Source organism: Methylotenera versatilis 79 (assembly GCF_000384375.1).
In the GTDB taxonomy this organism is placed as follows: Bacteria; Pseudomonadota; Gammaproteobacteria; order Burkholderiales; family Methylophilaceae; genus Methylotenera_A; species Methylotenera_A versatilis_B.
Genome location: NZ_ARVX01000001.1, coordinates 1,562,056 through 1,586,109 on the forward strand (window position 1 = coordinate 1,562,056; position 24,054 = coordinate 1,586,109).

The 24,054-nt window shown below is 42.3% G+C and carries 24 protein-coding genes; 9 read left to right on the forward strand and 15 right to left on the reverse strand.

Annotated features, from left to right (window positions below; all coding sequences use genetic code 11):
* Positions 1-67: 67 nt before the first annotated feature.
* Positions 68-541 carry an META domain-containing protein gene (locus METVE_RS0107700; protein ID WP_232496440.1) on the forward strand — a complete coding sequence of 158 codons (474 nt, stop codon included), beginning with the start codon at positions 68-70 and terminating at the stop codon, positions 539-541.
* Positions 542-616: 75 nt separating this feature from the next.
* Here METVE_RS0107700 and mnmA read toward each other — a convergent pair whose 3' ends face one another.
* The 3 genes from mnmA to METVE_RS0107715 all read right to left on the reverse strand — a co-directional run bounded on the left by mnmA (position 617) and on the right by METVE_RS0107715 (position 2,976).
* Positions 617-1,711 carry a tRNA 2-thiouridine(34) synthase MnmA gene (gene mnmA, locus METVE_RS0107705; RefSeq protein WP_020167889.1) on the reverse strand — a complete coding sequence of 365 codons (1,095 nt, stop codon included), beginning with the start codon at positions 1,709-1,711 and terminating at the stop codon, positions 617-619.
* Positions 1,708-2,160 carry an NUDIX hydrolase gene (locus METVE_RS0107710; protein WP_020167890.1) on the reverse strand — a complete coding sequence of 151 codons (453 nt, stop codon included), beginning with the start codon at positions 2,158-2,160 and terminating at the stop codon, positions 1,708-1,710. Before METVE_RS0107710 ends, mnmA begins: the two co-directional genes overlap by 4 nt.
* A 162-nt stretch (positions 2,161-2,322) precedes the next feature.
* Positions 2,323-2,976 (reverse strand): YchE family NAAT transporter, encoded by a 654-nt coding sequence (locus tag METVE_RS0107715; protein ID WP_020167891.1) that lies wholly within the window; start codon positions 2,974-2,976, stop codon positions 2,323-2,325.
* 130 nt (positions 2,977-3,106) lie between these two features.
* Here METVE_RS0107715 and METVE_RS0107725 point away from each other — a divergent pair, with 130 nt between their 5' ends.
* Positions 3,107-3,742, forward strand: a complete 636-nt coding sequence (locus tag METVE_RS0107725) for a Maf family protein (protein WP_020167893.1) — start codon at positions 3,107-3,109, stop codon at positions 3,740-3,742.
* Positions 3,743-3,812: 70 nt separating this feature from the next.
* Entirely contained in the window at positions 3,813-5,273 is a 1,461-nt protein-coding gene (gene rng, locus METVE_RS0107730) for a ribonuclease G (protein WP_020167894.1), read from the forward strand.
* Positions 5,274-5,424: 151 nt separating this feature from the next.
* Here the strand turns inward: rng and METVE_RS0107735 are convergent, their stop codons facing one another.
* The 3 genes from METVE_RS0107735 to METVE_RS0107745 form a co-directional block, all read right to left on the reverse strand.
* The gene (locus METVE_RS0107735; protein ID WP_020167895.1) at positions 5,425-6,003 is read right to left on the reverse strand and encodes a YggT family protein; all 579 of its coding nucleotides are present in this window, start codon (positions 6,001-6,003) and stop codon (positions 5,425-5,427) included.
* Positions 6,004-6,078: 75 nt separating this feature from the next.
* The gene (gene proC / locus METVE_RS0107740) at positions 6,079-6,888 is read right to left on the reverse strand and encodes a pyrroline-5-carboxylate reductase (RefSeq protein WP_020167896.1); all 810 of its coding nucleotides are present in this window, start codon (positions 6,886-6,888) and stop codon (positions 6,079-6,081) included.
* A gap of 31 nt (positions 6,889-6,919) precedes the next feature.
* Positions 6,920-7,618, reverse strand: coding sequence for a YggS family pyridoxal phosphate-dependent enzyme (locus METVE_RS0107745; protein ID WP_020167897.1), 699 nt, complete (start codon positions 7,616-7,618; stop codon positions 6,920-6,922).
* Positions 7,619-7,709: 91 nt separating this feature from the next.
* Between METVE_RS0107745 and METVE_RS0107750 the strand changes: the two genes are divergently transcribed.
* Positions 7,710-8,753 carry a type IV pilus twitching motility protein PilT gene (locus tag METVE_RS0107750; protein WP_020167898.1) on the forward strand — a complete coding sequence of 348 codons (1,044 nt, stop codon included), beginning with the start codon at positions 7,710-7,712 and terminating at the stop codon, positions 8,751-8,753.
* 65 nt (positions 8,754-8,818) lie between these two features.
* The gene (locus METVE_RS0107755; RefSeq protein ID WP_020167899.1) at positions 8,819-9,955 is read left to right on the forward strand and encodes a PilT/PilU family type 4a pilus ATPase; all 1,137 of its coding nucleotides are present in this window, start codon (positions 8,819-8,821) and stop codon (positions 9,953-9,955) included.
* A 103-nt stretch (positions 9,956-10,058) separates the two neighbouring features.
* On the opposite strand, the gene METVE_RS0107760 is transcribed toward METVE_RS0107755, so the two are convergent.
* The 9 genes from METVE_RS0107760 to METVE_RS0107800 all read right to left on the reverse strand — a co-directional run bounded on the left by METVE_RS0107760 (position 10,059) and on the right by METVE_RS0107800 (position 17,412).
* The gene (locus METVE_RS0107760) at positions 10,059-10,856 is read right to left on the reverse strand and encodes an OmpA family protein (RefSeq protein WP_020167900.1); all 798 of its coding nucleotides are present in this window, start codon (positions 10,854-10,856) and stop codon (positions 10,059-10,061) included.
* Positions 10,857-10,881: 25 nt separating this feature from the next.
* Entirely contained in the window at positions 10,882-11,442 is a 561-nt protein-coding gene (locus METVE_RS0107765; RefSeq protein WP_020167901.1) for a DUF4332 domain-containing protein, read from the reverse strand.
* A gap of 150 nt (positions 11,443-11,592) precedes the next feature.
* On the reverse strand, positions 11,593-12,882 hold the full coding sequence (locus METVE_RS0107770) for a dihydroorotase (RefSeq protein ID WP_020167902.1): 1,290 nt from the start codon (positions 12,880-12,882) through the stop codon (positions 11,593-11,595).
* Positions 12,879-13,856, reverse strand: a complete 978-nt coding sequence (locus METVE_RS0107775; protein WP_020167903.1) for an aspartate carbamoyltransferase catalytic subunit — start codon at positions 13,854-13,856, stop codon at positions 12,879-12,881. Before METVE_RS0107775 ends, METVE_RS0107770 begins: the two co-directional genes overlap by 4 nt.
* 67 nt (positions 13,857-13,923) lie before the next feature.
* Positions 13,924-14,457, reverse strand: a complete 534-nt coding sequence (pyrR, locus tag METVE_RS0107780) for a bifunctional pyr operon transcriptional regulator/uracil phosphoribosyltransferase PyrR (protein WP_026362065.1) — start codon at positions 14,455-14,457, stop codon at positions 13,924-13,926.
* A 13-nt stretch (positions 14,458-14,470) separates the two neighbouring features.
* Entirely contained in the window at positions 14,471-14,983 is a 513-nt protein-coding gene (ruvX, locus tag METVE_RS0107785; RefSeq protein WP_020167905.1) for a Holliday junction resolvase RuvX, read from the reverse strand.
* Positions 14,984-15,559, reverse strand: coding sequence for a YqgE/AlgH family protein (locus METVE_RS0107790; RefSeq protein WP_026362066.1), 576 nt, complete (start codon positions 15,557-15,559; stop codon positions 14,984-14,986).
* Positions 15,560-15,676: 117 nt separating this feature from the next.
* Positions 15,677-16,786, reverse strand: a complete 1,110-nt coding sequence (gene ribBA, locus METVE_RS0107795; protein WP_020167907.1) for a bifunctional 3,4-dihydroxy-2-butanone-4-phosphate synthase/GTP cyclohydrolase II — start codon at positions 16,784-16,786, stop codon at positions 15,677-15,679.
* Positions 16,786-17,412: a riboflavin synthase gene (locus METVE_RS0107800; RefSeq protein ID WP_020167908.1), complete on the reverse strand. Its 627-nt coding sequence runs from the start codon at positions 17,410-17,412 to the stop codon at positions 16,786-16,788. The genes ribBA and METVE_RS0107800 overlap by 1 nt, the downstream gene beginning before the upstream one ends.
* 202 nt (positions 17,413-17,614) lie before the next feature.
* Here METVE_RS0107800 and METVE_RS0107805 point away from each other — a divergent pair, with 202 nt between their 5' ends.
* The 4 genes from METVE_RS0107805 to METVE_RS0107820 all read left to right on the forward strand — a co-directional run bounded on the left by METVE_RS0107805 (position 17,615) and on the right by METVE_RS0107820 (position 23,996).
* The gene (locus METVE_RS0107805) at positions 17,615-19,291 is read left to right on the forward strand and encodes a hypothetical protein (RefSeq protein WP_232496441.1); all 1,677 of its coding nucleotides are present in this window, start codon (positions 17,615-17,617) and stop codon (positions 19,289-19,291) included.
* Positions 19,292-19,465: 174 nt separating this feature from the next.
* The gene (locus METVE_RS0107810; protein ID WP_020167910.1) at positions 19,466-20,761 is read left to right on the forward strand and encodes a lipoprotein-releasing ABC transporter permease subunit; all 1,296 of its coding nucleotides are present in this window, start codon (positions 19,466-19,468) and stop codon (positions 20,759-20,761) included.
* Positions 20,754-21,446 carry a lipoprotein-releasing ABC transporter ATP-binding protein LolD gene (lolD, locus tag METVE_RS0107815; protein ID WP_020167911.1) on the forward strand — a complete coding sequence of 231 codons (693 nt, stop codon included), beginning with the start codon at positions 20,754-20,756 and terminating at the stop codon, positions 21,444-21,446. The genes METVE_RS0107810 and lolD overlap by 8 nt, the downstream gene beginning before the upstream one ends.
* 33 nt (positions 21,447-21,479) lie before the next feature.
* On the forward strand, positions 21,480-23,996 hold the full coding sequence (locus tag METVE_RS0107820; RefSeq protein WP_020167912.1) for a DNA internalization-related competence protein ComEC/Rec2: 2,517 nt from the start codon (positions 21,480-21,482) through the stop codon (positions 23,994-23,996).
* The last annotated feature ends 58 nt before the right edge of the window (positions 23,997-24,054 follow it).

Here is a 24,054-nt window from a genome sequence, read left to right on the forward strand (position 1 = left end):
TTAAAAGCGCAGATTGAACAAAGCACTATAAATCAATAATTATAAAAATTCAGAATCGAGATAAATGATGCTAACTCCCAAAACTACTTACTTAGCGATGCTGCCATTTTTAATACTATGCGCCTGTGCAAAACCAAATACCGCAGCACCAGTTGCTATGCAAAATACTTTATCACTCACACAATTAACCAACAAAACTTGGCAAGTAGAAGACATTAACCAGCGTGGAATCATTGATAACGCACACGTCACGTTAATGTTTGGCGATGATAATCGCATCTCAGGCAAATCTGGCTGCAACAATTACTCTGGTAGCTACACTTTAACTGGCAATAAACTAGCCGTTATTCCACCGATGATAAGTACCAGGATGATGTGCCCACCGGCATTAATGCAACTAGAAAACGAATATATCGCCATATTAAGCACAGCAGAGAAAGTGGAGTTGTCAGCCATGGGCGCACTGATTATGACTAGCCAAAACGGCAAAACCATTACGTTCATGACGAATGATGCTGTTAAGGCAGAGGTTGAAAAATAACCTATTGATTAATATGAATTTTTAAAGTTGTAGTGACGGTAATGCGAGAGAATTTACTGCATTATTACGGGTTAATTATATGGCGCCAGTAATAATCCCGCCGCCTAGGCAAACATTGCTTTCATACACCACCGCGGATTGGCCTGGTGTAATCGCCCATTGTTTCTGGCCAAATTTAACGGTTACTTCTTCACTGTTTAAGGCGTCAATTTCACAGGGTGCATCTGGTTGGCGATAACGTGTTTTGGCAGCGTAAACCCAGTTGGTGATGGGCTCTTCATCATCTATCCATGTCAATTGGCTGGCTTTTAAACCGTCGTTAAGCAATAGCGAATGTTCATGCCCTTGCACCACAATTAACTCATTTTTAAGCATGTCTTTTGCAGCAACAAACCAAGGTTCGCCATTACTATCACGGCTACCACCAATTTTTAAACCTTGGCGTTGACCAAGCGTGTAATACATCAAGCCTTCGTGCTGACCGACCAATTTTCCTTCAGCATTTTTAATATCGCCTGGTTTTTTCGGTAAATAGCGTTGTAAAAACTCTTGAAACGGCCGTTCGCCAATAAAGCAAATACCAGTAGAATCTTTTTTCTCTGCATTGATTAAACCTGCTTGGCGGGCAATTTCGCGCACTTCGCGTTTTAAATGTTTACCCAGCGGAAACAATGTTTTGCTCAATTGCGCTTGATTTAAGCGATACAAAAAATAGCTTTGATCTTTGCTGCCATCATCAGCTTTCAGCAGTTGAAATAGCCCAGGTTTAAGTGGGTTTTCGCGTACTTGTGCGTAATGGCCGGTGGCGATTAAATCGGCGCCCAAACTCATGGCGTGATCTAGAAATGCCTTAAATTTAATTTCAGCATTACATAAAATATCCGGGTTCGGCGTGCGGCCAGCTTCGTATTCGCTTAAAAAGTTGGCAAATACACGATCTTTATATTCGGCGCTAAAATTTACCGCTTCAATATCAATACCAATCTTGTCGGCGATTGAAACCGCATCAATTAAATCTTGCTTGGAAGAGCAATATTCATCATTATCGTCGTCTTCCCAGTTTTTCATGAAAAGACCGACCACATCGTAACCTTGTTGTTTTAATAACAGGGCGGTGACGGACGAATCGACGCCACCAGACAACCCAACAACGACTCTTTTTTTACTCATAAGTTAGTAATCACTTCTAGCGGGTAGCTCTTTCCGCTTAAATAATCTTCAATACAGGTTAACACTTGCGGGCTGCGCGTTAATGCGGATTTTTCGCGAATTTCGTCAGCCGTCATCCATACCGCGCGGATGATGCCATCGTCTAATTGCTGCTGCGGATAATGCGCGCCAACCTTGCCGATAAATGCAAAACGCAAATAAGTGGTGTCGTTATGCGGATGCTTCCAATGATAAATGCCGAGTAATGCAGTGGGCGTAAAATCATAGGCGGATTCTTCTAAAGTTTCGCGAATCACCGCTTGAATCAAGCTTTCGTTGTCTTCTAAATGTCCTGCAGGCTGGTTAAAGCGATTGCCACGGTCAGTGGTTTCTTCCACCAGCAAGAACTTGCCGTTGTGTTCGACAATCGCGGCAACTGTAGAGTTAGGCTTAAATTGATGTTTTTTCAAAAGAATGCTTTTTAAGAGTATTTTTCAATCGTATTGACTAAATATTGTCGAAAAAATAGGGTTAAGTTAAGCCGCTATTTTACCTAAAAAATAGCCATAGAACTTAAAAATAATGGCTAGAAGCTTGTATTGAAATGATTTTTCAAACAACAGTATTTGAATCTAGGCGGATATTAATTGTGGAAACAATCCAGTTAAGCCATGTGCGATAAATTCTACCGCCATCGCTGCCAATATCAGCCCCATTAAACGCGTGATGATATTGATGCCAATCGTGCCAAGCCGTTGCGTAATACCATCGGATAGTTTGAGCATTAACCAAATTAAAAGGCTAACAATTAAAACTGGAATAACCAGTGATATATGTCCCAGCAAACTAGGTTGCTGTTGCGCGCTTAAAATCATGCTGGAAATGGCACCAGGCCCAGCCAGCAACGGAATACTTAACGGTACGATAGCAATCACTTCACGTTCCGCCATACTTTGCGCTTCTTCATCTGTTTGGCGTGTGCCGCCTTGTTTGCCGTGCATCATCGAAATAGAAATCAGCATGATTAAAATACCGCCGCCTACTTGGAATGATGGAATAGAAATACCGAAAAAGCTTAAAATGCCATCGCCAATAAACGCGGATAAACTTAACACAATAAACACGGTAATTCCAACGGTGCGCGCTGTTTTGGCGCGATCTGGTTTGCTCCAGCCATCGGTTGCGCTGATGAAGATTGGCAAACAGCCGATTGGATTCACAATTGCCAGCAGCGCAATGGTGATTTTGAGTAAATAAGTAAAATCTTGGTTAAGTAATTCAATCATTTGACTATATTATTTCTGTCTGGGTTATTTCATCCATTATTAACAATTTTGGCGTTTGTGAATTTTAAAGCCTTTTTAAATATTCAAGCTTTCGTTAGTATTGGCTATGTTAAATTAAATGGGCGTAAAGATGCAGATTAATCCTTCAACACAAATCATACTTGCCTCGCAAAGCCCTCGCCGCGTGGCAATACTTAAACAAATGGGTATTGATTGCATCGTGATGCCGGCAGATATTGACGAATCGCTGATTGCAGGCGAAACACCGACGGATTATGTATTGCGATTGGCTAAAGAAAAAGCGTTAGCCGTATTTAATAAAATTAATAATAATCAAATAAATGCTTCTGAAAAATTAAATACACAATATAAAAATATGCCTATTTTAGCCGCTGATACCACAGTGGCTTTAGATAGTGCGATTTTTGGTAAGCCAGAAAATAACGCAGATGCAGTACAAATGCTAAAAAAACTATCCGGCACGCAGCATCAGGTACACACAGCTGTTGCGGTAGTTTTAAATCAACAAATTGAATTGGCACTAAACACCACATTGGTCGAGATGATGCCACTTAGCGATGCTATGATAGCAGCGTACATTGCCAGTAACGAGCATAGCGATAAAGCAGGAAGCTACGCGATACAAGGCTTGGCGGGCAATTGGATTAAACGTATTGATGGTAGTTACACAGGTGTGATAGGTTTGCCTGTGCACGAAACCGCCATGCTTTTAAATAAAATAGGCTTACTTCATACGTTAAGCTAAATATTATTTCAGCTAGACTAGTTTTAAATACGAATTAAAAGTTAAATACAAATAAAGATAGGCAAAGCAATTGGGACAAGAGATATTAATTAACGTCACGCCACAAGAAACGCGTGTTGCCGTGCTAGAGCAGGGCATTGCGCAAGAGTTGCATATTGAACGCAGTTCGTCATTGGGCATTGTCGGCAACGTTTATCGCGGGAAAGTGTGTCGTGTATTGCCAGGCATGCAGTCGGCGTTTGTGGAAATTGGCTTACAACGCGCAGCATTTTTACATGTTGCCGATATTATGGAATGCCATATTGATGGCGAGCCGCCAACTGAACGTTTGATTCAAGACGTGTTGCGCGAAGGTCAATCGATTATTGTGCAGGTGATTAAAGAGCCGATTGGTACTAAAGGTGCGCGTTTAACCACTGAAGTCAGTATTGCAGGGCGGTTTTTAGTATTTCTGCCGCATCAAGAACATATCGGCGTTTCGCAACGCATTGAAGACGAAACAGAGCGCGAGATGTTGCGTAATCGCTTATTGGGCTTGTTACCAGAAAAGCGCTCTGGCGGTTTTATCATTCGCACCATGTCAGAAGCCGCTTCTGACCAAGAGTTACTGGCGGATATCGAGTATCTGCAAAAAGTGTGGGCAAAAATTCAAACCGATAGTCAATCGGCAGGCGAACGCTCGTTGGTTTTTTATGATTTAAGTTTGCCGCGGCGTATTTTAAGGGATGTGGTGAATGACCACACAGTCAGCATTCGCGTCGATTCTAAAGAGACGTTCAATCAGCTGAAAGAGTTTGCGGAGTTGTACGTAGCTAAAGCCGTTAAGCCGCTGTATCACTATCAAGGCGAACGGACGATTTTCGATTTTTATAATATTGAAAAAGAAATCGAACGTGCACTTTCACGTAAAGTGGAATTGAAATCGGGCGGTTATTTGATTTTTGACCAAACTGAAGCGTTAACTACGGTTGATGTGAATACTGGCAGTTTTGTCAGCGGCAAAAACTTATCTGACACGATATTTAAAACCAATTTAGAAGCCGCGCAATGTATCGCGCGCCAATTAAGGTTGCGTAATTTGGGCGGCATTATCATCATCGATTTTATTGATATGGATGAAGATAGCCAGCGCGAAACGGTATTAGAAGAGCTTAAAAAAGCGGTTGAACCAGACCGTGCGCGCACTGGTGTGAATGGATTTACCTCGCTAGGTTTGGTAGAAATGACGCGGAAACGTACCAGAGAAAGCTTAGCACATTTGCTGTGTGAGCCTTGCGACGTATGCCAAGGACGCGGCGAACACAAAACCGCGCAAACGATTTGTTATGAAATCATGCGTGAATTATTGCGCGAATCGAAACAGTTTGATGCCAAAGAATTCAAAGTGATTGCCTGCACGCAAGTGATCGATATGTTGCTGGATGAAGAGTCTCAAAGCTTGGCGAACCTGTCAGACTTTATTAACAAGCGCGTGACTTTGCAGCCTGATAGTCAATATGCAAGAGAAGCATTCGATATTGTGTGGATTTGATTTTTGCTGGATTTTAAGGGTTAAGTTGAACCTGAATTGTTCAGTTGAACTTCAATAATTAAGTCGAACATTACCTTAAGTCGTTAAAGAAAATCTCTAGAGTGACTTAAATTTCACTGCCGAAGTTAACCATTTATTCTGGTTAACTTTTTTAGCTAAAAAGCCCAAGTAATTGCATTTCTAAGGTTTTGAAAACCGAGATACTCACCATTTGCAATAAGATTAGCGCGACCAACGGTGAAAAATCAATGCCGCTTGTACTCGGAATTATTTTGCGAATCGGGTCTAAAATAGGTTTAGTTAATGCATCTAAAACGCCAGAAATCGGTGTGTAGGGATTCACCCAACTTAAAATCACCTGTAATAAAATCGCGTAAAAGAACACATCTAAAGCCGTGCGCAACACGCCGAGCAAGCTTAATCCCACAAAGCCGAACCATACGCCATTACCAGCGACAAATAGTGGAAAATTCTGCAACAATAATAAGCTTATTTGTAAAATTAACTGGGTAATTAACGCTAAAAATAACGTTGATAAATCTATTTTTTTTAAACTGGGAATAAATTTTCGCGCGGGTTTAACGGCAAAATCGGTCAATGTCATTACCATTAAACCAAGCGGATTGCTGAAAGGCGCCCTTAGTAATTGCATAAAGAATCGCAGCAAAAATACCAGTGTTAATAGATTTAAAATAGTGGTGAGCAGAAATTGTAGTGCGGTTGTTAACATTAAAATTGCCTTAATTTTTGGTTGCTGAAAACCGTTTACTTAATCTTTAAGTCCAAAGTGTTTAATTGAACAAGCTTAATTCATAGCGCCTAATTCGTCACCAAGCGTTTTTGCGCGCTGATAGGCTTTTTGTGCGGCCAAAATAATCGCTTGTTTCACTTGTGAGTTTTCTAAACTCAATAGACCTTGTTCAGTGGTGCCGCCTTTTGAGGTCACTTGCGTGCGCAATGTGTTTATTGGCGTTGTGCTCACGTCAGCCAATAAGCTTGCACCTTTAAATGTGGCTAGACTCAGCTGTTTAGCTTCATACTCGTTTAAGCCTAATTCAAGCGCAGCAGTTTGTAGCGCTTCGATTAAATAAAATACATAGGCTGGTCCGCTGCCAGAAATCGCAGTCACTGCATCTAATTTTTCTTCAGAATCTAGCCATAAGGTATTGCCAGCGGCTTTGAGTATTTGGTCTGCCAGCGAAATATGTTTTTTGGTGACGCTTAGCATTGCGTACAAGCCGGTTACGCCAGCCTGAATTTGCGCAGGTGTGTTGGGCATGGCGCGCACAATGGTTTGATAGTCGTCCAGCCAGCGGCTTAAATCAGTTAATCGAATACCCGCAGCAATTGAAATCACTAATTGTGTGGTTAACAAAGGCGCCAGAGTTTTAGACAGCGCAGGTAATTGTTGCGGTTTAATCGCTAATACAATCGCTTCACTATTACTCACACTGCTTAATTCTGCACTGACTTGTACGCCCAATTGCTCTAATTGTTCCCATTTGCTGGTGTCGTGTTCGATCACCACAATGTTAGACATGGCCATTTTTTTATTTTTTAAGCCAACAATAAGGGCATAAGCCATATTGCCGCCGCCGATAAAAGCTAATTTCATGCGTAAAATCTCACTTGGTTGATTAGTAGGTTTAATTAGTTCGGTTAATTGGTTGCCGCGCGCCGAATAGCGCGGAGCCGATACGCACTATGGTAGCACCTTCATGAATCGCTGCAACATAGTCTTCGGACATGCCAATGGAAAGCGTATCAATCGCAAAACCCTGTTGCTGCAATGTGATAAATGCATCATGCACAATTTTAAATTGCGCGCGCTGCGCATCAAAATCTTTTGCTGGCGCAGGGATCGCCATTAACCCGCGCAGTTTGAGGTTCGGCAACGCATTAATGGCATTTGCCAACGTGATTGTTTCAGTTAAATTTGCACCACTTTTGGTGGATTCTTCACTGCTGTTGATTTGAATACACACATTTAATGGCGTTAAAGAAGGTGATCTCGCGCTGGATAAACGCTCTGCAATTTTAAGTCTGTCGACCGAATGCACCCAATCGAAATGTTGCGCAATCAGTTGAGTTTTATTGCTTTGAATAGGGCCAATAAAATGCCATTCGATACTTAAGTCACTTAGTTGCTGCTGTTTGTTAATGGCTTCTTGCACATAGTTTTCACCAAAAGCACGTTGCCCAGCTAAGTATGCGCTGCGCAATTTTTCGGCCGATTGTGCTTTGCTCACAGCAAGTAATTGCGCGTTATCTTTTCTGCCCACCGCCGTTAACGCAGCGCGAATATTTGCTTGAATCGCTTGCAAGGAATCGGCAATTATGGTCATAATTCAAACACTTTAAACAATTAGTTTAATGTACTTTATGAAGTTTCATCTTCATCGTTTACATAAGCCTAAATTATAGCAGGAGCCGCAAGTGGATATTTCAGATTTACTGGCCTTTTCAGTTAAGAATAAAGCATCAGATTTGCACTTATCAGCTGGCTTGCCGCCGATGATTCGTGTACATGGCGATATTCGTAAAATCAACGTGCCAGCGCTGGATCACACGCAAGTACATGGCATGGTGTATGACATCATGAACGATGGCCAGCGTAAAGTTTATGAAGAAACGCTGGAGTGTGATTTCTCATTTGAGATTCCGAATCTAGCCCGTTTCCGCGTGAATGCGTTTAATCATAATCGCGGTTCTGGTGCTGTTTTCCGCACTATTCCCTCTAAAATTCTAACGTTAGAACAACTGAATTGCCCAGCCATTTTTAAAGAGATTGCCAATACACCACGCGGTATCGTGTTAGTTACTGGCCCAACAGGTTCTGGTAAATCCACTACATTGGCGGCGATGGTGGATTATATCAATGAGAACGAAATGGGTCATATTCTGACGGTAGAAGACCCAATCGAGTTTGTGCACACATCCAAAAAATGTTTGATTAACCAACGTGAAGTTGGCCCACATACACTGTCATTTAATAACGCGTTGCGCTCCGCATTACGTGAAGACCCTGATGTGATTTTGGTGGGCGAGATGCGCGATTTGGAAACGATTCGCTTGGCTTTAAGCGCGGCAGAAACTGGTCACTTGGTCTTTGGTACGCTACATACTAGCTCAGCCGCTAAAACGGTAGACCGTATTGTAGATGTGTTCCCAGCGGCTGAAAAAGAAATGGTGCGCTCGATGTTGTCAGAATCTTTACGCTCAGTGATTTCGCAAACTTTGTGTAAAACTAAAGATGAGCAGGGTCGTGTAGCCGCGCATGAAATTATGATTGGTACGCCTGCAATTCGTAATTTGATTCGTGAAAATAAAGTCGCGCAAATGTACTCATCTATTCAGACAGGCCAAAATGTCGGCATGCAAACACTGGATCAAAATCTACAAGATTTAGTACGCAGAAATGTGATTTCCGCCACTGAAGCGCGCAGTAAAGCCGCCAATAAAGAGTCGATTATTGGTTAAGATTTTGTTTCAAATACGATTTTAAATATTAGCTGAAAATTAGGCATTTAAATTAGGACTACATGATGGAAAAAGGCCAGGCCGAGAAATTTGTATTTGATTTGCTACGTTTGATGATTAGCAAAAAAGCGTCTGATATGTTCATCACAGCCGGTTTTCCGCCTGCAATGAAAATTGACGGAAAAATGACGCCAATCAGTCAACAAGTGTTGTCAGCACAACAAGCGCGTGAAATTGGCCGTTCGATTATGAATGACAAACAAGCGGCAGAGTTTGATGCCAGTAGTGAATGTAATTTTGCGATTGGCTTACCAGGTGTTGCGCGATTCAGGGTGAACGCTTTTGTACAGCGCGGTTCTGTGGGTTTGGTGTTTAGAACCATTGCCACCAAAATTCCTAAATTTGAAGACTTAGGTCTGCCTGAAGTATTAAAAGATATTGCCATGACAAAACGTGGTTTGGTGATTTTTGTTGGCGGTACAGGTTCTGGAAAATCTACTTCTTTGGCAGCCATGGTTGGTTATCGCAATGAGAATAGCTATGGGCATATTATTACCATTGAAGATCCAGTTGAATTTGTCCATGAACATAAAAACTGCATTATTACCCAGCGCGAAGTTGGCGTAGATACCGATAATTGGCATATTGCACTTAAAAATACGTTACGCCAGGCGCCAGATGTGATTTTGATTGGAGAGATTCGTGACCGTGAAACCATGGATTATGCGATTGCATTTGCTGAAACAGGACATTTATGCATGGCTACATTGCATGCTAATAGTACCAATCAGGCTTTAGATCGCATTATCAACTTTTTCCCAGAAGAGCGTCGTCACCAGTTACTAATGGACTTATCATTGAATACGCGTGCGTTTATTTCGCAACGGTTGATTCCTAAAGTAGATGGTATTGGTCGAGCTGCTGCAATTGAAATTATGATTAATTCACCACTGATTTCAGATTTAATCTTCAAAGGTGATGTGCATGAAATTAAAGAAATTATCAGCCGCTCACGCGAGTTGGGCATGCAAACCTTTGATCAGGCTTTGTTTGATTTGCATGAATCAGGCGCAATTAGTTATGAAGATGCGTTGCGAAATGCGGACTCTGTGAATGATTTACGCTTGAAAGTGAAATTGCATGGCAAAGGTGCGCATGATAAAGATTTGTCCGCAGGCTTAGATCACTTGGGCATTGTTTAGTCAATTGAGTCTTTAACAAATAACGCTCAAATAAAAAAAAGCCGATAATTTATCGGCTTTTTTATTGGTTAATTAAGGTTAACTTAACCCATTAAAACATTCATTATTCTATCGAAACCTCTACTCGTCTCGCTTCAGCCAAATCCGTTCCGCCATCTACACTTTGCGGTTTGCGCTTGTCGATTCTGTCATCATCAATACCTGCAGCTTCTAATGCATCTTCGACAGATTCGGCGCGGTTTTTAGCCAGCTTTTCGTTAGATGCTTTATTGCCACTAGGATCATGATAACCAGACAAAACTGCTTTGGCTTCAGGATGCGCTTTTAGCCATTCGATAATCGCCGCAAGGCTGGTGTTGGCATCGTTTGGCAACGTAGTCTTGCCTGTATCGAAATACAACTTAACCGCTGCTGGTGGTGCAACTGTTGCAACTGGTGAATCAACAGTTTTAACGACAAACTGATTAACGATCGTCACGGCTGATCCAAAAAACGCCTGTGCATCAGTACCTTTTTGCTGTTTGATCGCCTCACTATCGACGATGCCAGATAACAACACTTTTTTATCGTCACCTTGCGCACGTAAGTCTTCACCGCTCAATAGCATCTTTAACTTGTCAGAGTCAGCTAGCCAAGTGATGTTTGAAATATCACCCGTGCTAGTCACCTCACTTTGGGTTGCAGTAAAACTGAATCCACTAGTTGCTGTGGTAGTTTGCGATGTTTCTACTGGTGGTATTGTCGTTTCAGCTGAAGTGTCAGTTGAAACGCCGCAACAAGCACTAGTTGGTCCACGGCCTGTGAGCAACATCCACAGTAATATTAAAGCAAGAATAAGTGCAACTATCCATGTCCAGCGGTTGTAACTAGCCTGGTTTTTCGCAGAATTGTTGGTTTGCATCGTTATACTCCCTGGTTGTTAATGGTTATTTTTTAACGCCACCAGAAAGCTCGTCTTGCAGTTTTTTGAGCTCAGCCCATTTGTTAGCCGATGCCAGTTTTGCTTGTTTGGCCCAAGTGCTTGGGTTGGCAATGCGGAAACGTGCGCCACCTTTATCTAAAATCGCACGTATTTGCGGCACGGTTTGTTCGGCTAATTGGGCGAATGTTTTAATGCCACTATCAATCAATAATTCATTGATTTTTGGCCCGATACCTTCAACAATCGTTAAATCATTGGCATTTTTTAGGCTAAATCCAGCAGCTTTTGCGGCGGCAATATCAATGGCCGAACTGGCAGGTTTTGGCGTAGCTTTTGGTTTTGCTACAGGTACTGGTGTAACAACTGTTGAGGCAGGAATATCTGCTAATTTAGCAGGCGGCGGTTCTGATTTTGTCGCAGGAACTGGTTTTGTAACAGGAATAGGTTCAGTTTGATGGGGTTTATTGGAGCATTTGCACAACCAACGATTCAATAGCCAGCCGATTAAAACGCCTAAAAGCAACCAAAACCAGCAGCATGATAAGGTACTAAAAAATGCACTCATTATTACTCCCCAATAAAATGATGAATCGAAACAAAAACTTAATTAATACAAAACTCCAATTAATTTAAAGACTATCTGCGTCTTTTGGTAAAACGTCAAGTGGCAGAAATTATTTAGGAGTAATTCACCATGAAAAATAAGTGAATGGCACTAGCTTTTTATACAAGCGCTTTGATAAGTAATTTGCCCATGTAATAAGGTATATTGCACTTTACCCATCATTTCTAAACTCAAAAATGGTGTATTTTTACCATGGCTTTTTAATTCGCTAGGCGTGACTTTCCAGATTTTTTCAGGGTTAAAAATCGCAATATCAGCATCGCGCCCAATAGATAAATCGCCACTGTTAATGCCTAATATTTGGGCTGGCTGATAAGTGATTTTTGCAATCGCTTCTGCAAGGCTTAATTTTTGATTTTCTGCCCATTTAAGTGCAAGCGGCAATAATAATTCCAGGCCAGTCGCGCCAGCTTCTGATTCAGTAAATGGCAGTAGTTTGGCGTCATCATTCACTGGCGTGTGGTCAGAGCAAATGGCGTCTAACGTGCCATCTTTTAAACCTTGGCATAAGGCCTCTTTATCGCGCATGCTGCGTAATGGTGGTTTGAGATGTGCGTGTGAATTGAAAAAGCCAATATCAAAATCGGTTAAATGTAAGTGATGCGCGCTGACATCGGCGGTGACTTGTACACCTTGTTTTTTTGCTTCGCGCACAAGGTTAACACCTTCGGCAGTCGATAATCTGCACAGGTGTATTTTTGTGTTGGTTTCGCGCGCGATGCGTAAAATGCTGGCGATGGCCAAGCATTCGGCCGCGGCAGGAATGCCTTTTAAGCCCAATCTACTGGCCAATTCGCCATCATGCGCAACACCGTTTTTGGCAAGATAATCATCTTCTGCGCGTAAAAACAAGGTGAAACCAAACGTAGAGGCGTATTCGCACGCGCGCCATAACACTTGCGTATCAATGATGGCTTCGTCTGCTTGGCTGAAACCGACACAGCCAGCTTCGGTCAATTTACACATTTCAGTGAGTAATTTACCTTCTAGCTGACGCGTTAATGCACCGAGTGGATAAACATGCGCCAAGTTGAGTTGTTTGGCGCGGTATTTCAGCATTTCAACAAGCCCAGGCTCATCTAACACTGGCTGCGTATCTGGTGTGCAAGCGAGGCTGGTCACGCCGCCAGCTGCCGCTGCATTTAACTCGCTCACCAATGTTGCGCTGTATTCAGAACCAGGCTCGCGTAGTCTTGCGCTTAAATCGATAAAGCCAGGGCTAACGATTAAGCCGCTGGCATCAATAGTTTGATTCGCTGTAAAGTCGGCTGGCTTGTTGCCAATAGCAACGATTTTTCCAGCAGCGATGTAAACGTCATGCTGGGCATCAATTTTATTTTTCGGGTCAATCAAATGCCCATTTTTAATATGAATTTTCATACGCTATTCCCTACTTGTCCGCCTACACTGCCACCACCAAGAATCGCCATAACTGCCATGCGCACGGCGATACCATAAGTCACTTGCGGCAATATAACGGATTGGTTGCCATCCGCCACGCAAGAATCAATCTCTACACCGCGGTTCATCGGGCCAGGATGCATGACGATTGCATCAGGTTTAGCTAATTGCAGTTTTTCTTGTGTTAAGCCAAAGGTTTTAAAATACTCTTGTGCCGATGGCAGCATCGCGCCGTTCATGCGTTCGTTTTGCAGACGCAGCATCATAATGACGTCTACATCTTTTAAGCCAGCTTTCATGTCATGGAAAACTTGCACACCGAGTTTTTCGACATCAGTCGGTAATAAAGTTTTGGGTGCGATCACACGCACTTCTGGCACGCCTAGTGTTGTCAGCGCATGAATCTCGCTTCTGGCAACGCGCGAGTGCAGCACATCGCCCACCAAAGCGACACGCAGGTTATGCATATCGGGTTTGTAGCGACGAATGGTGAAAACATCTAACAAGCCTTGCGTTGGATGCGCATGACGACCATCGCCCGCATTAATCACACTAATATTATCTGGCACATGTTGCGCAATAAAATGCGCCGCGCCGCTTTGGCTGTGGCGCACCACAAACATATCGGCATGCATGGCGATGAGATTATCCACCGTATCTAAAATCGTCTCGCCTTTTGATTGGCTAGATGTGCCCACATTCAGATTAATCACATCGGCAGACAATCTTTTTGCGGCGATTTCAAATGTAGTACGTGTGCGCGTGCTGTTTTCAAAGAAGATATTGCACACGGTTTTCCCGCGCAATAAAGGCACTTTTTTAATGTCGCGCTCGGCTACGCCAACAAAAGTTTCAGCAGTATCCAATATTTGATTGAGTATGCGCTTCGGCAAGCCCTCGATGGTGAGCAGGTGTTTTAGATTGCCGTCAGAATCAAGTTGTGGATTAATCATTATTGGGCTTTATTTGGCATTAACTAAATTTTCTGTGTCAGGATTATCTAAATTTTTCTTACTGAATTTATTTTAACAAGTCGTTTTCTGAAAAATTGTCTTCTAGGCTTAAATGCAACTTACCTTTGGTGTCTTGCGATAACTGTAAACTTTGCTTGGGATTGAGCAGAATTTCCGCCCCCACGATATTCGGCAAAATAGGCAGCTCTGCGCCGCCGCGGTTAATTAAAACTGCCAAAGTGATGCTCGCTGGTCTGCCGTAATCGAATAATTCATTCATCGCGGCGCGCGTGGTGCGGCCTGTGTAGAAGATATCATCGATTAAGATAATGTGTTTGTCTTGCACATTAAAGGCGATATTAGAAGGTTTAGATTGCGCTTTTAATCCGCGCTGCGCATAGTCATCGCGATATAGCGCGGCATCTAGCGTTCCATAAGGAATATCTAATTTTAAAGTCGCTAAGATGCGCTGCATTAACCATACGCCACCACTATGAATGCCTACAAAAGCGCACTGTCCAATAGATGGCGCTTGATTTAATTGCGTCTCAATTTTGGTGGTAATGTCGGTTAATAATGTTTCAGGATTCGGTAGTTGCATAGCCGTTTTTTGTTCAAAGTCCATCAAAGTGCGATTGTAATATGGTTTGTGCTGCGACGGCATCGATCAAGCCTTTTTGCTTGAAGCCCTTTACGCCGGCTGCGTTTAAGTTTTGTGCGGCATCTGCCGAACTCAGGCGCTCATCAATCATCATCACAGGCAAATTAAAACGGCCTTCTAGCCGCTGCGCAAATTTTTTAGCCAAACTGGTTAACAAATGTTCGCCACCATCCATATGCGTTGGCAAGCCAACGATTAACAGGCTAGGGCGCCATTCTTCAATAATCGTGGCAATGGCGTTAAAACGCGCATCGTTGGTTTCAGATTCAATTGTCGTCAGCGGATGCGCTACTTTTAATAAAGTCTCACCTACGGCAACACCAATGCGTTTTTCACCGAAATCAAAGGCTAATACCGTGCCAGTGATTTCCGGATATTTGCGCTCTAAAATCGGCAAATGGCTTTGGCTTAAGCTGTTACTCGATCTAATTTTTGGGCCGTTTTTAAGTAAGTCGCTTTGCATCATTTAAGCATGCCCAGCAACATCGGATAAATTAGCCAAATTAAGCCCCATTAACTGCATGGCGAGGTCAAATTTTTCATGATTTGGCGCGTCGAAAATAAGTGCGTGAATATCGTGCAGATTGTTTGTATCCAAACTTAACCATGTATTGTTAAGTATTTCTTCTTCCAGTTGGCCAGGTGTCCAGCCCGCATAACCCAAAGCCACCAGCATTTTTTCTGGCGCATTGTTTTCCGCAGCAGCTTCTAAGATATCTTTTGATGTGGTGAGCGCAATCGTGTTGCCGACTAAAATGGTTGAGTTGTATTCGATAAGCGGCGTATGCAAAATAAAACCGCGGTCAATTTGCACTGGGCCGCCATAATGCACGGTTTTTCCCAGTAAGGTGGATGAATTAGCGTCGAGTTTGATTTGTTCGAACAGGTCGGTAAGTGTAATGTCGGTTGCGCGATTAACTATCACGCCCATTGCACCATCTTGATTATGCGTACATATATAAGTGATGGTTTTAGAGAAATAAGGGTCTGACACGGCGGGCATCGCGATGAGAAACTGACCTGTGAGATTGATATTTTCCAATGGTTTTAATTTTAACACGAATTAGTTTAAATGAATCAATTGGTTAACCTGATAATTCATACAAAAAGTTAACACTATTTTTAGTCTAGTTTTTTTAAATATTTAAGCTCAAAAAATTTAAGACTCTTGCTGCCCACATTCCAAATATCCTGTGATTTCCAAACCAAATCCATCCATGCTTGGCATTTTACGTGGCGTTGCCATCAGGCGCATTTTACGCACATTTAAATCCAGCAGAATCTGTGAGCCGATACCATAAGTGCGTAACTCTTGATTGTAGCGCGTCGGTTCATCCGCGTGATTGATTCGCGCCACTAAATCGGCCGCGCTTTCTCGATGTTGCAATAACACAATCACACCACATTCTGATTGAGAAACCGCTTCCATCGCTTGCAGCATATTCCAACTATGTGTACAGCTGCTGCTATCTAACAAATCAAAAACTGACAGCGGCTCATGCACACGTACTAAGGTTTCTTTTTCGGCAGAAGGTTCGCCTTTTACTAAAGCCAAATGGGTTTCGTTGGCAATCTTGTCAGAATAAGCAATCAAGCGCATCTCGCCGTAAGGCGTATTAACAGTACGTTCTGCTGCGCGCTCAATCAGTTTTTCATTCTCACTTCTGTAATGAATTAAATCAGCAATAGTGCCGATTTTGATGCCATGTTCCCGCGCAATTTCCACTAAATCCGGTAAACGCGCCATTTCGCCGTCGTCTTTTAAAATCTCACAGATAACCGATGCAGGTTCTACACCAGCCAGCGCCGCTAAATCGCAACCAGCTTCTGTGTGGCCTGCACGCACCAGCACGCCGCCATCTAAAGCTGTTAATGGAAAAATATGGCCTGGGCTAATGATGCTCTTAGGATTAGCGTCTTTGGCAACTGCGGCTTCAATGGTAGTAGCACGGTCTTTGGCGGAAATGCCTGTGGTCACGCCAGTGGCGGCTTCGATTGAAACCGTGAAATTCGTGCCTAAACGCGTGCCATTTTTTTGCACCATTGGCGGCAGATTCAATTGTTTGCAACGCGCCTCTGTTAAAGTTAAACAGATCAGTCCGCGACCATGTTTCGCCATAAAGTTAATATGCGCCGCAGTTGCAAATTCTGCTGCGATAACAAAGTCGCCTTCATTTTCACGATTCTCATCGTCAACTAAAATAACGATTTTTCCGGCTTTAATGTCGGCAATGATTTCAGTGATAGGGCTAATAGATTCAAGTGGCATTATTTGGACTTTTCATTATTCTTTTGTTCATCATTTTCTTGCGCCCATTCTGTCATACGTTCAACATAACGCGCAATTTGGTCAATTTCTAAATTCACACGACTACCTGCTTTAAGTAGGTGAAAGGTCGTATTTTGTAAAGTATGCGGAATAATATTCATGCTGAAGGTATCTTTTTCAATACTATTCACCGTTAAGCTCACGCCATTGACGCAGATTGAGCCTTTTTTTGCGATGTATTTCGATAACGCATGCGGCGCTTCAATGGTTAACGTCCAACTTTCGCCTAAATCGGTAAATGCTATCACCGTGCCCACGCCATCCACATGACCGCTGACCAAATGTCCGCCTAAATGGTCATTTAAGCGCAAAGCCTTTTCTAAATTGACGGCTTGCGGCTGATTAAGGCCGACAGTGACATTCAGTGTTTCTGTGGAAACGTGTGCATGAAAATGCGTTTGAGATTGTTGCGTTGCAGTTAAGCACACACCATTTACGGCAATGCTGTCACCCACAATCACATCTTCTAAACCTAAATTTTCAGCATGAATGACTAATTGAATGTCATTGCCCACTTGAGTTGTCGATTCAATATGCCCGACCGCTTGAATAATTCCTGTAAACATCGCACTATTTTAACAGTTCAGTTTAATCAGCGGGTGGCTTGAATTATTAATTTCTGGAATTTTTATCTTTAGCCCACTATTGAATGTGACAGAAACCAGAAAATGCTGGTTTATTTAATTGATTTAAATATATGGTACGCATTTTGCAAAGTGTAAATGAAGAAACTTCACCATTAGTTAGGTTTGCAAAATGTTGTCAGTAATGATGCACAAAATTCAATCGATTTTCCAACCGCAAGATATGCAGAAAACGCTCGGCTGGTTACATACTTTGCCCGAAATGGCAGCGTTAGATGTGCTGATTGAAACTAGGCAGCAATTATCTAAAATCCAATTCGAAACGATTTATGAGGCCAAAAACCAAATCGAATTAGTGCTGAAAATTGATAGAAATACTTATCGTCAAGCGAAGAAGGAAACGCATAAGTACTTGACTATATTGAAAATAAATAAAAAATTAGAATTTAGTATTTATAACGCAGCTTATTTGTATTACCGTCAATTATATGTTTCATACACGCAATTTTTGGCGTGCTATCAAAGCCAAGCTAAAGTTGTTCTGGCGGAAGATAAAATTAATTTGATTTTATGCCGTTTATTGAATGCGGCTTTTTCGATGGCGAAATGGCGCTATTTTGACGATCAACCTGCGCCGGCAGGCATGTGGACAACTGTCCATAATGTCATCAGACTTGCTGAAAATTTGGCGATTATGAACAAGAATTTGTTCATGTATAACTTCCACAGAAAAGAAACTAGCATTGCAACGATTTTAAAGCTGGGTTTTATGATGGATACCTTACATAAAGGTAATTACAGTCGATTACAAATTCAACTAACGGAACAAGTATTGAAGATTTGGGCGACTAACCCATTGATCTTGAATAAATATCGTCAAGATAAAATGCAGTTTTTTATTCAGTTAGAAGGCGACAAAGGCCCAGAAAGAATACGCTCAGTTGAAAAGTACGCGGAGTACCGTTTTTGGAAAACTACGCGCGTTGTGGATCAAATTGAAGCTTATTTGTGTGCGGTAGCTACACAAAAACCGTTAACAGCATTTGGTTTAGATAAAGTGGCGCCACCATCAGTGGTGCTTAAATTATTTAAAAAATTACGTGCAGAATGGTGCGTAGAGGGTTTTGAGCGCCAGCGCAGAAAAGAATCTCGGCATAAAAATAGCAAATTATTGAATGTTAGCCATGGCTTAGACAATATTTGCGAGCGATTAAAAGCGATTAATGCGAGCGCTGTGGTTGAGAGAAAAGAAGAGAGTATTCCGCTAGACTTTAGATTAGCGCAACAGCGTAAAAATAATATTGCACCCATTGTGAACATTAAGATGCATCAGCGCTATTTTGGTAACGAAAATTGGTGGATGGTGGATGAGAGCGCTGCTGGTTTTGCGGTGGATTTGGGCAAAGAGTATAGTGCTTGGATTGAGCCTGGTGTGCTAGTGGGCTACACAACGGTAGATGACAAAAATACATTGATGATTGCTGAGATAAGAAGTGTGCGTAAACTAGTCAGTGGCGTATTTAGAGCTGGATTAGAGGTTTTAGGTGCGCACTCTGCATTAACTAAAGTTGCGCGCATTGATAAAAATAATGAAACTGAAGCAGAAAGTGGTTATTTTTTAATTGATAGTAGCGACAATCGTTCAGTGAATTTTAGCCAGCTTAATATATTTTCTGGTGTGTTTATTACACAAGAAGATGGGCTGGAGAATAACGAAAAAGCTTCATTAATCTTGCCAAGAAACGAATATAAAAGCGGTAGCCAATATATGGTTCATATCAATGGCAAAGATAAAATAGTGCAGGCTGGCGCACTTGAGCGCAAACAGCGCGATTGGGTCAGTGTGGCGATTAGTATATAAAGCCTTAAGTTTTATATACTAATTTAAAGTACTTAACCTTATTTTTTAGCCAAATATCTAGATTTTTTAACTAAATATCCAGCTTGATCTTAAGCTGAATATTATAAAGTCTGCTATTAAAATAGCCCGCTAAAAACTGGAATCTTAATCGCATTAACTGCTAAGATTCTGCCTATGTCACCAATCTCAAAAATAACCTCAACAATCGAATCGAAATTGCCATTTGAACTGTTTGTCGGCTTGCGCTACACAAAAGCCAAACGCAAAAATCATTTTATTTCGTTTATTTCACTCACCAGCATGGTCGGCATCGCACTCGGGGTTGCGGCGTTAATCGTTGTACTTTCCGTGATGAACGGTTTTCAGGCAGAGTTGCGTAACCGCATTTTAGGCGTCGCTTCGCATTTGGAAATTACTGGCGCGAATAATCAGTTAAGTGATTGGCCTACGCTGGCAGAGGAAGTGAAAGCTAACCCAAAAGTGAAAGCCAGCGCACCTTATGTAATGGCGCAAGGTATGCTGAGTTATGGCCAAGGCGTACAAGGCGCAATCGTACGCGGCGTGTTGCCTAAGCTAGAAGATAAAGTGGCCGATTTAGGCCGTCATATGAAAGCGGGCAGTTTGGACGATTTGCGTGCTGGCGAATTTAATATTGTGTTAGGAGCTGATTTAGCGCATTTATTAGGCGTAGGTGTTGGCGAAAAGGTTGTGTTAATGGCGCCGCAAGGTCAATTTACGCCAACTGGCGTTGTGCCACGCATTAAACAATTTAGAGTGGTGGGTTTATTCCAAATTGGCATGTATGAGTATGATGCAGGTTTAGCCTTAATTCATATTGATGATGCGTCAAAATTGTATCGCATGGGTAATAACGTTTCGGGCTTACGTTTGAAATTGGATGACTTATTCGACGCGCCTGCAATGTCTTTGCAATTATCGCAAGACTTAAGTAAAGAGGGCACAAGCAGCTATTTTGTGACCGATTGGACACAACAGCATGCTAATTTCTTTAAAGCCGTGCAGTTAGAAAAACGTGTGATGTTTATTATTTTGACCTTAATCGTGGCAGTTGCTGCATTTAATATCGTGTCTACTTTGGTGATGGCGGTGACTGATAAGCGCGCAGATATTGCCATTATGCGTACTTTTGGCGCCAGCCCAGGTAGCATTATGCGAATTTTTATTGTGCAAGGCGCATTAATCGGCATGATTGGCACCGTATTAGGTGCGGTGCTTGGCGTGTTGATTGCGCTGAATATCGGTACTATCGTGCCGTTTATAGAAAGCGTTTTCCATGTGCAGTTTTTGGCAAAAGATGTATATTACATCAGTGATTTGCCATCCAAAGTGGAATGGCCAGATGTGTTCACCATTATTGTGATGTCTTTTGTGTTAAGTCTTTTAGCGACACTTTATCCCAGCTATAAAGCCTCTAAAATCAATCCTGCTGAGGCATTAAGATATGAATAATCAACTTAACAAAGACGCCATTATTCAATGTGATGCGCTAAAGAAAACTTATACAGGTTTGGATGTCGCGGTTTTAAATGGCATCGATTTAAGCGTAAACGCAGGTGAGCAAATCGCCATTGTCGGTACATCTGGTTCGGGTAAAAGTACCTTGTTGCATTTGCTCGGTGGTTTAGATGCGCCAACCAGCGGCACGGTGAGTTTGTCTGGCAAAAATTTAAGTGGATTATCAGAAACGCAAAAAGGCCAATTGCGTAACCAAAGCTTGGGTTTTGTGTATCAGTTTCATCATCTATTGCCAGAATTTACTGCAATCGAAAATGTCGCCATGCCATTGTTGATTCGCCGCATTTCGCGTGCCAAAGCATTAGAAGCGGCAAAAGAAATTCTCACTCAAGTGGGTTTAACGCATCGTTTAGAGCATATGCCAGGCGAACTTTCTGGCGGCGAAAGACAGCGCGCAGCGCTTGCACGCGCGTTGGTGACAAAACCCGCTTGCATATTGGCGGATGAACCGACTGGCAACTTGGACAGAGTGACGGCTAATTTGGTCTTCGATTTGTTACTGGAAATCAATAAAGCGCAAAACACCAGTTTAGTCGTTGTGACGCATGATTTAAGTTTAGCCGCCAAAATGCAACGCCAATATCGCTTGGTGGATGGTAAGCTACAAACGCTGGATTAATAAACGTTTGATTAATATAAGTGGTTAATTAACGTGATCAATCTGTTTGCAATTGGCTTTGTGTTAGGAGCTTGGTTGCTGCAGCAACAGCCTGAATTGCCCAGTATTTATGTCTACTCAGCCATTTTGCCAATGGCTTTTTTAGCTTTTAGAGCCGCTAAATTTCAACGTGACTTAACTAAAAATCCGACTCAAAATATTTCAAATCAATACTCGCTGATATTTAACTCGAAAAATATTCAGCATTTTCGAAGGTTAAGTTTATTTATCTGCGCAGTTTTGTTGGGTTTTTATTGGGCTGCTAGCTTTGCCAGCTTAAGATTAAACGATGAATTGCCCAAAGAGTGGCAACAAAAAAATATTGAATTGATTGGCGTGATTGCCACGCTGCCAGAAGCGATTGAGCGCGGCGAACGATTTCAATTTGATGTAGAAAAAGTGTTAACTCAAGACGCCACAAACAGCCTAAAAGTGCCTGCGCATATTTCACTTAATTTTTATCGCGACAGTAAATTTACTCCTCAATTTACAAACTCAGAAAATATCCCACAAGATATTAATAGCGAAAATAATTATTTTCACGCTGGAGAACGCTGGCAATTCAGTGTGAAATTAAAACGCCCGCACACCACTTATAACCCACATGGTTTTGATTTTGAGGCGTGGGCTTTAAGTGAGAATATGCGAGCCACTGGTAGTATTAATCAAAAAGGTGATCATAAAAAGTTAAGCAACTTTGTGTTTAGGCCGAATTATATCGTTGAATATTATCGCGAAAAAGTGGGTAATCGCATTTCAAACACTTTAATCAATCAGCCTTACGCTGGCGTGATCCGTGCGCTGGTAATCGGTGACGATAGTCAAATTTCAACAGCAGATTGGACTGTGTATTTACGCACAGGTACTAATCATCTGATGAGTATTTCTGGGCTACATATCACTATGCTGGCGGGTTTAGCTTTTGTAATAACCGCTTTTGTTTGGCGGCGCATACCTAATTTAGTGCTACTTTTTCCCACGCGAAAAGCAGCGACAATTGCCGGATTAATCGTTGCGATTCTTTATGCGTGCTTAGCCGGTTTATCAGTACCTACGCAACGCACCTTATTTATGTTGATGACATTCGCACTGGCGTTGTTATTGGGACGAAATATAGCTATCTCACGTGCATTATCTATCGCGTTAATGGTAGTGGTGTTAATCGATCCGTGGGCTGTGATTGCGCCTGGATTTTGGCTATCGTTTTCTGCAGTGGCGATTATCGCTTATGTAAGTGTTGGCAGGCTGAAAGCGCAACATTGGTTTGTTGAGGCAGTAAGGACGCAATGGGCGATTACACTGGGTTTGTTACCGTTATTAATCGTGATGTTTGGGCAAGCTTCGGTTATTTCACCGCTGGCCAACGCGCTTGCCATTCCTGTTATCAGCTTAGTCGTTGTGCCGTTAAGTATTGTTGGCGCGCTGTTACCCGTAGATTTCGTGTTGCACTTGGCACATTGGGTGTTGGATATTTGCATGCACGGTTTGAATTGGCTTGCAAATTTACCGATGGCGGTTTGGCAACAGCCAGCACCACCTGTTTGGGCAATGTTAACGGCGGTATTCGGCACGTTATGGCTATTGCTACCGCACGGTTTTCCGCAACGCTGGCTAGGATTGGTATTGTTTTTGCCATTGTTTTTTGTAAAGCCGCCAGCGCTAAAGATAGGCGAAATGCAAGTGAGTGTATTAGATGTCGGGCAGGGCTTAAGTGTGGTGATTAAAACCGCAAGTCATAGCTTTTTATATGATGCAGGTAGCCGCTATTCTTCACAAAGTGACGCAGGCAGCCGCATTGTCATGCCTTATTTACGCAGTATGGGTGTGACTAAATTAGATGGTTTTGTCGTGAGTCATGATGATAGCGACCACAGTGGTGGCGCTACTTCTGTATTGGCGCAAATGCCCGTTGATTGGTTAGCCACTTCATTTGATTTGCCGGACGCTTTCAAAACGAGTATGAAAACGCATGCGCGAACAGGGAAAACTTTTAAGTGCTTTGCGGGGCAACATTGGCAATGGGATGCTGTGGATTTTCAAGTGTTATATCCAAGCCAAGAAAGTTACCAAAATTTACAGTTAACTGATAATAATAAAAGTTGCGTAATCAAAATCAGCAGCGCGTTTGGCAGTATTTTATTGGTTGGTGATATTGAAAAAGCCGCAGAAGCGGAATTATTGCAAACTAATCAAGGTCTACCAAATCAGAATCTATTGGCAAGCGATGTTTTAGTCGTGCCACATCATGGCAGCAAAACTTCTTCAACTTTGGATTTTATTCAGGCAGTTGGCGCTAAAGAAGCTATCTTTACCGTCGGTTACTTGAACAGGTTTAAGCATCCCAAAGAAGAGATCGAAAAACGTTATATAAATGCAGGCACGGCGCTGTATCGATCAGATTACAACGGCGCGGTTTTATTGGATTTTAAGGCAAATAAAGCGTTAAGTATTAGTGCTTGGCGGCAGGCGCAACCGCGATATTGGCACGATAGGTATGAGGGTGTTGATTAAATGCCCAAATTAATCAAACTGGAACTTGCCGAAATGAAAGCTTCAAGCTAAAGTAGCA

Bases quoted from the DNA above. Each gene is read 5' to 3' on its own strand.
- METVE_RS0107700 (WP_232496440.1), top strand. From the start codon at position 68: ATGCTAACTCCCAAAACTACTTACTTAGCGATGCTGCCATTTTTAATA.
- mnmA (WP_020167889.1), bottom strand. From the start codon at position 1,711: ATGAGTAAAAAAAGAGTCGTTGTTGGGTTGTCTGGTGGCGTCGATTCG.
- METVE_RS0107715 (WP_020167891.1), bottom strand. From the start codon at position 2,976: ATGATTGAATTACTTAACCAAGATTTTACTTATTTACTCAAAATCACC.
- METVE_RS0107725 (WP_020167893.1), top strand. From the start codon at position 3,107: ATGCAGATTAATCCTTCAACACAAATCATACTTGCCTCGCAAAGCCCT.
- METVE_RS0107735 (WP_020167895.1), bottom strand. From the start codon at position 6,003: ATGTTAACAACCGCACTACAATTTCTGCTCACCACTATTTTAAATCTA.
- proC (WP_020167896.1), bottom strand. From the start codon at position 6,888: ATGAAATTAGCTTTTATCGGCGGCGGCAATATGGCTTATGCCCTTATT.
- METVE_RS0107745 (WP_020167897.1), bottom strand. From the start codon at position 7,618: ATGACCATAATTGCCGATTCCTTGCAAGCGATTCAAGCAAATATTCGC.
- METVE_RS0107755 (WP_020167899.1), top strand. From the start codon at position 8,819: ATGGAAAAAGGCCAGGCCGAGAAATTTGTATTTGATTTGCTACGTTTG.
- METVE_RS0107760 (WP_020167900.1), bottom strand. From the start codon at position 10,856: ATGCAAACCAACAATTCTGCGAAAAACCAGGCTAGTTACAACCGCTGG.
- METVE_RS0107765 (WP_020167901.1), bottom strand. From the start codon at position 11,442: ATGAGTGCATTTTTTAGTACCTTATCATGCTGCTGGTTTTGGTTGCTT.
- METVE_RS0107770 (WP_020167902.1), bottom strand. From the start codon at position 12,882: ATGAAAATTCATATTAAAAATGGGCATTTGATTGACCCGAAAAATAAA.
- METVE_RS0107775 (WP_020167903.1), bottom strand. From the start codon at position 13,856: ATGATTAATCCACAACTTGATTCTGACGGCAATCTAAAACACCTGCTC.
- pyrR (WP_026362065.1), bottom strand. From the start codon at position 14,457: ATGCAACTACCGAATCCTGAAACATTATTAACCGACATTACCACCAAA.
- ruvX (WP_020167905.1), bottom strand. From the start codon at position 14,983: ATGATGCAAAGCGACTTACTTAAAAACGGCCCAAAAATTAGATCGAGT.
- ribBA (WP_020167907.1), bottom strand. From the start codon at position 16,786: ATGCCACTTGAATCTATTAGCCCTATCACTGAAATCATTGCCGACATT.
- METVE_RS0107800 (WP_020167908.1), bottom strand. From the start codon at position 17,412: ATGTTTACAGGAATTATTCAAGCGGTCGGGCATATTGAATCGACAACT.
- METVE_RS0107805 (WP_232496441.1), top strand. From the start codon at position 17,615: ATGATGCACAAAATTCAATCGATTTTCCAACCGCAAGATATGCAGAAA.
- METVE_RS0107810 (WP_020167910.1), top strand. From the start codon at position 19,466: ATGTCACCAATCTCAAAAATAACCTCAACAATCGAATCGAAATTGCCA.
- lolD (WP_020167911.1), top strand. From the start codon at position 20,754: ATGAATAATCAACTTAACAAAGACGCCATTATTCAATGTGATGCGCTA.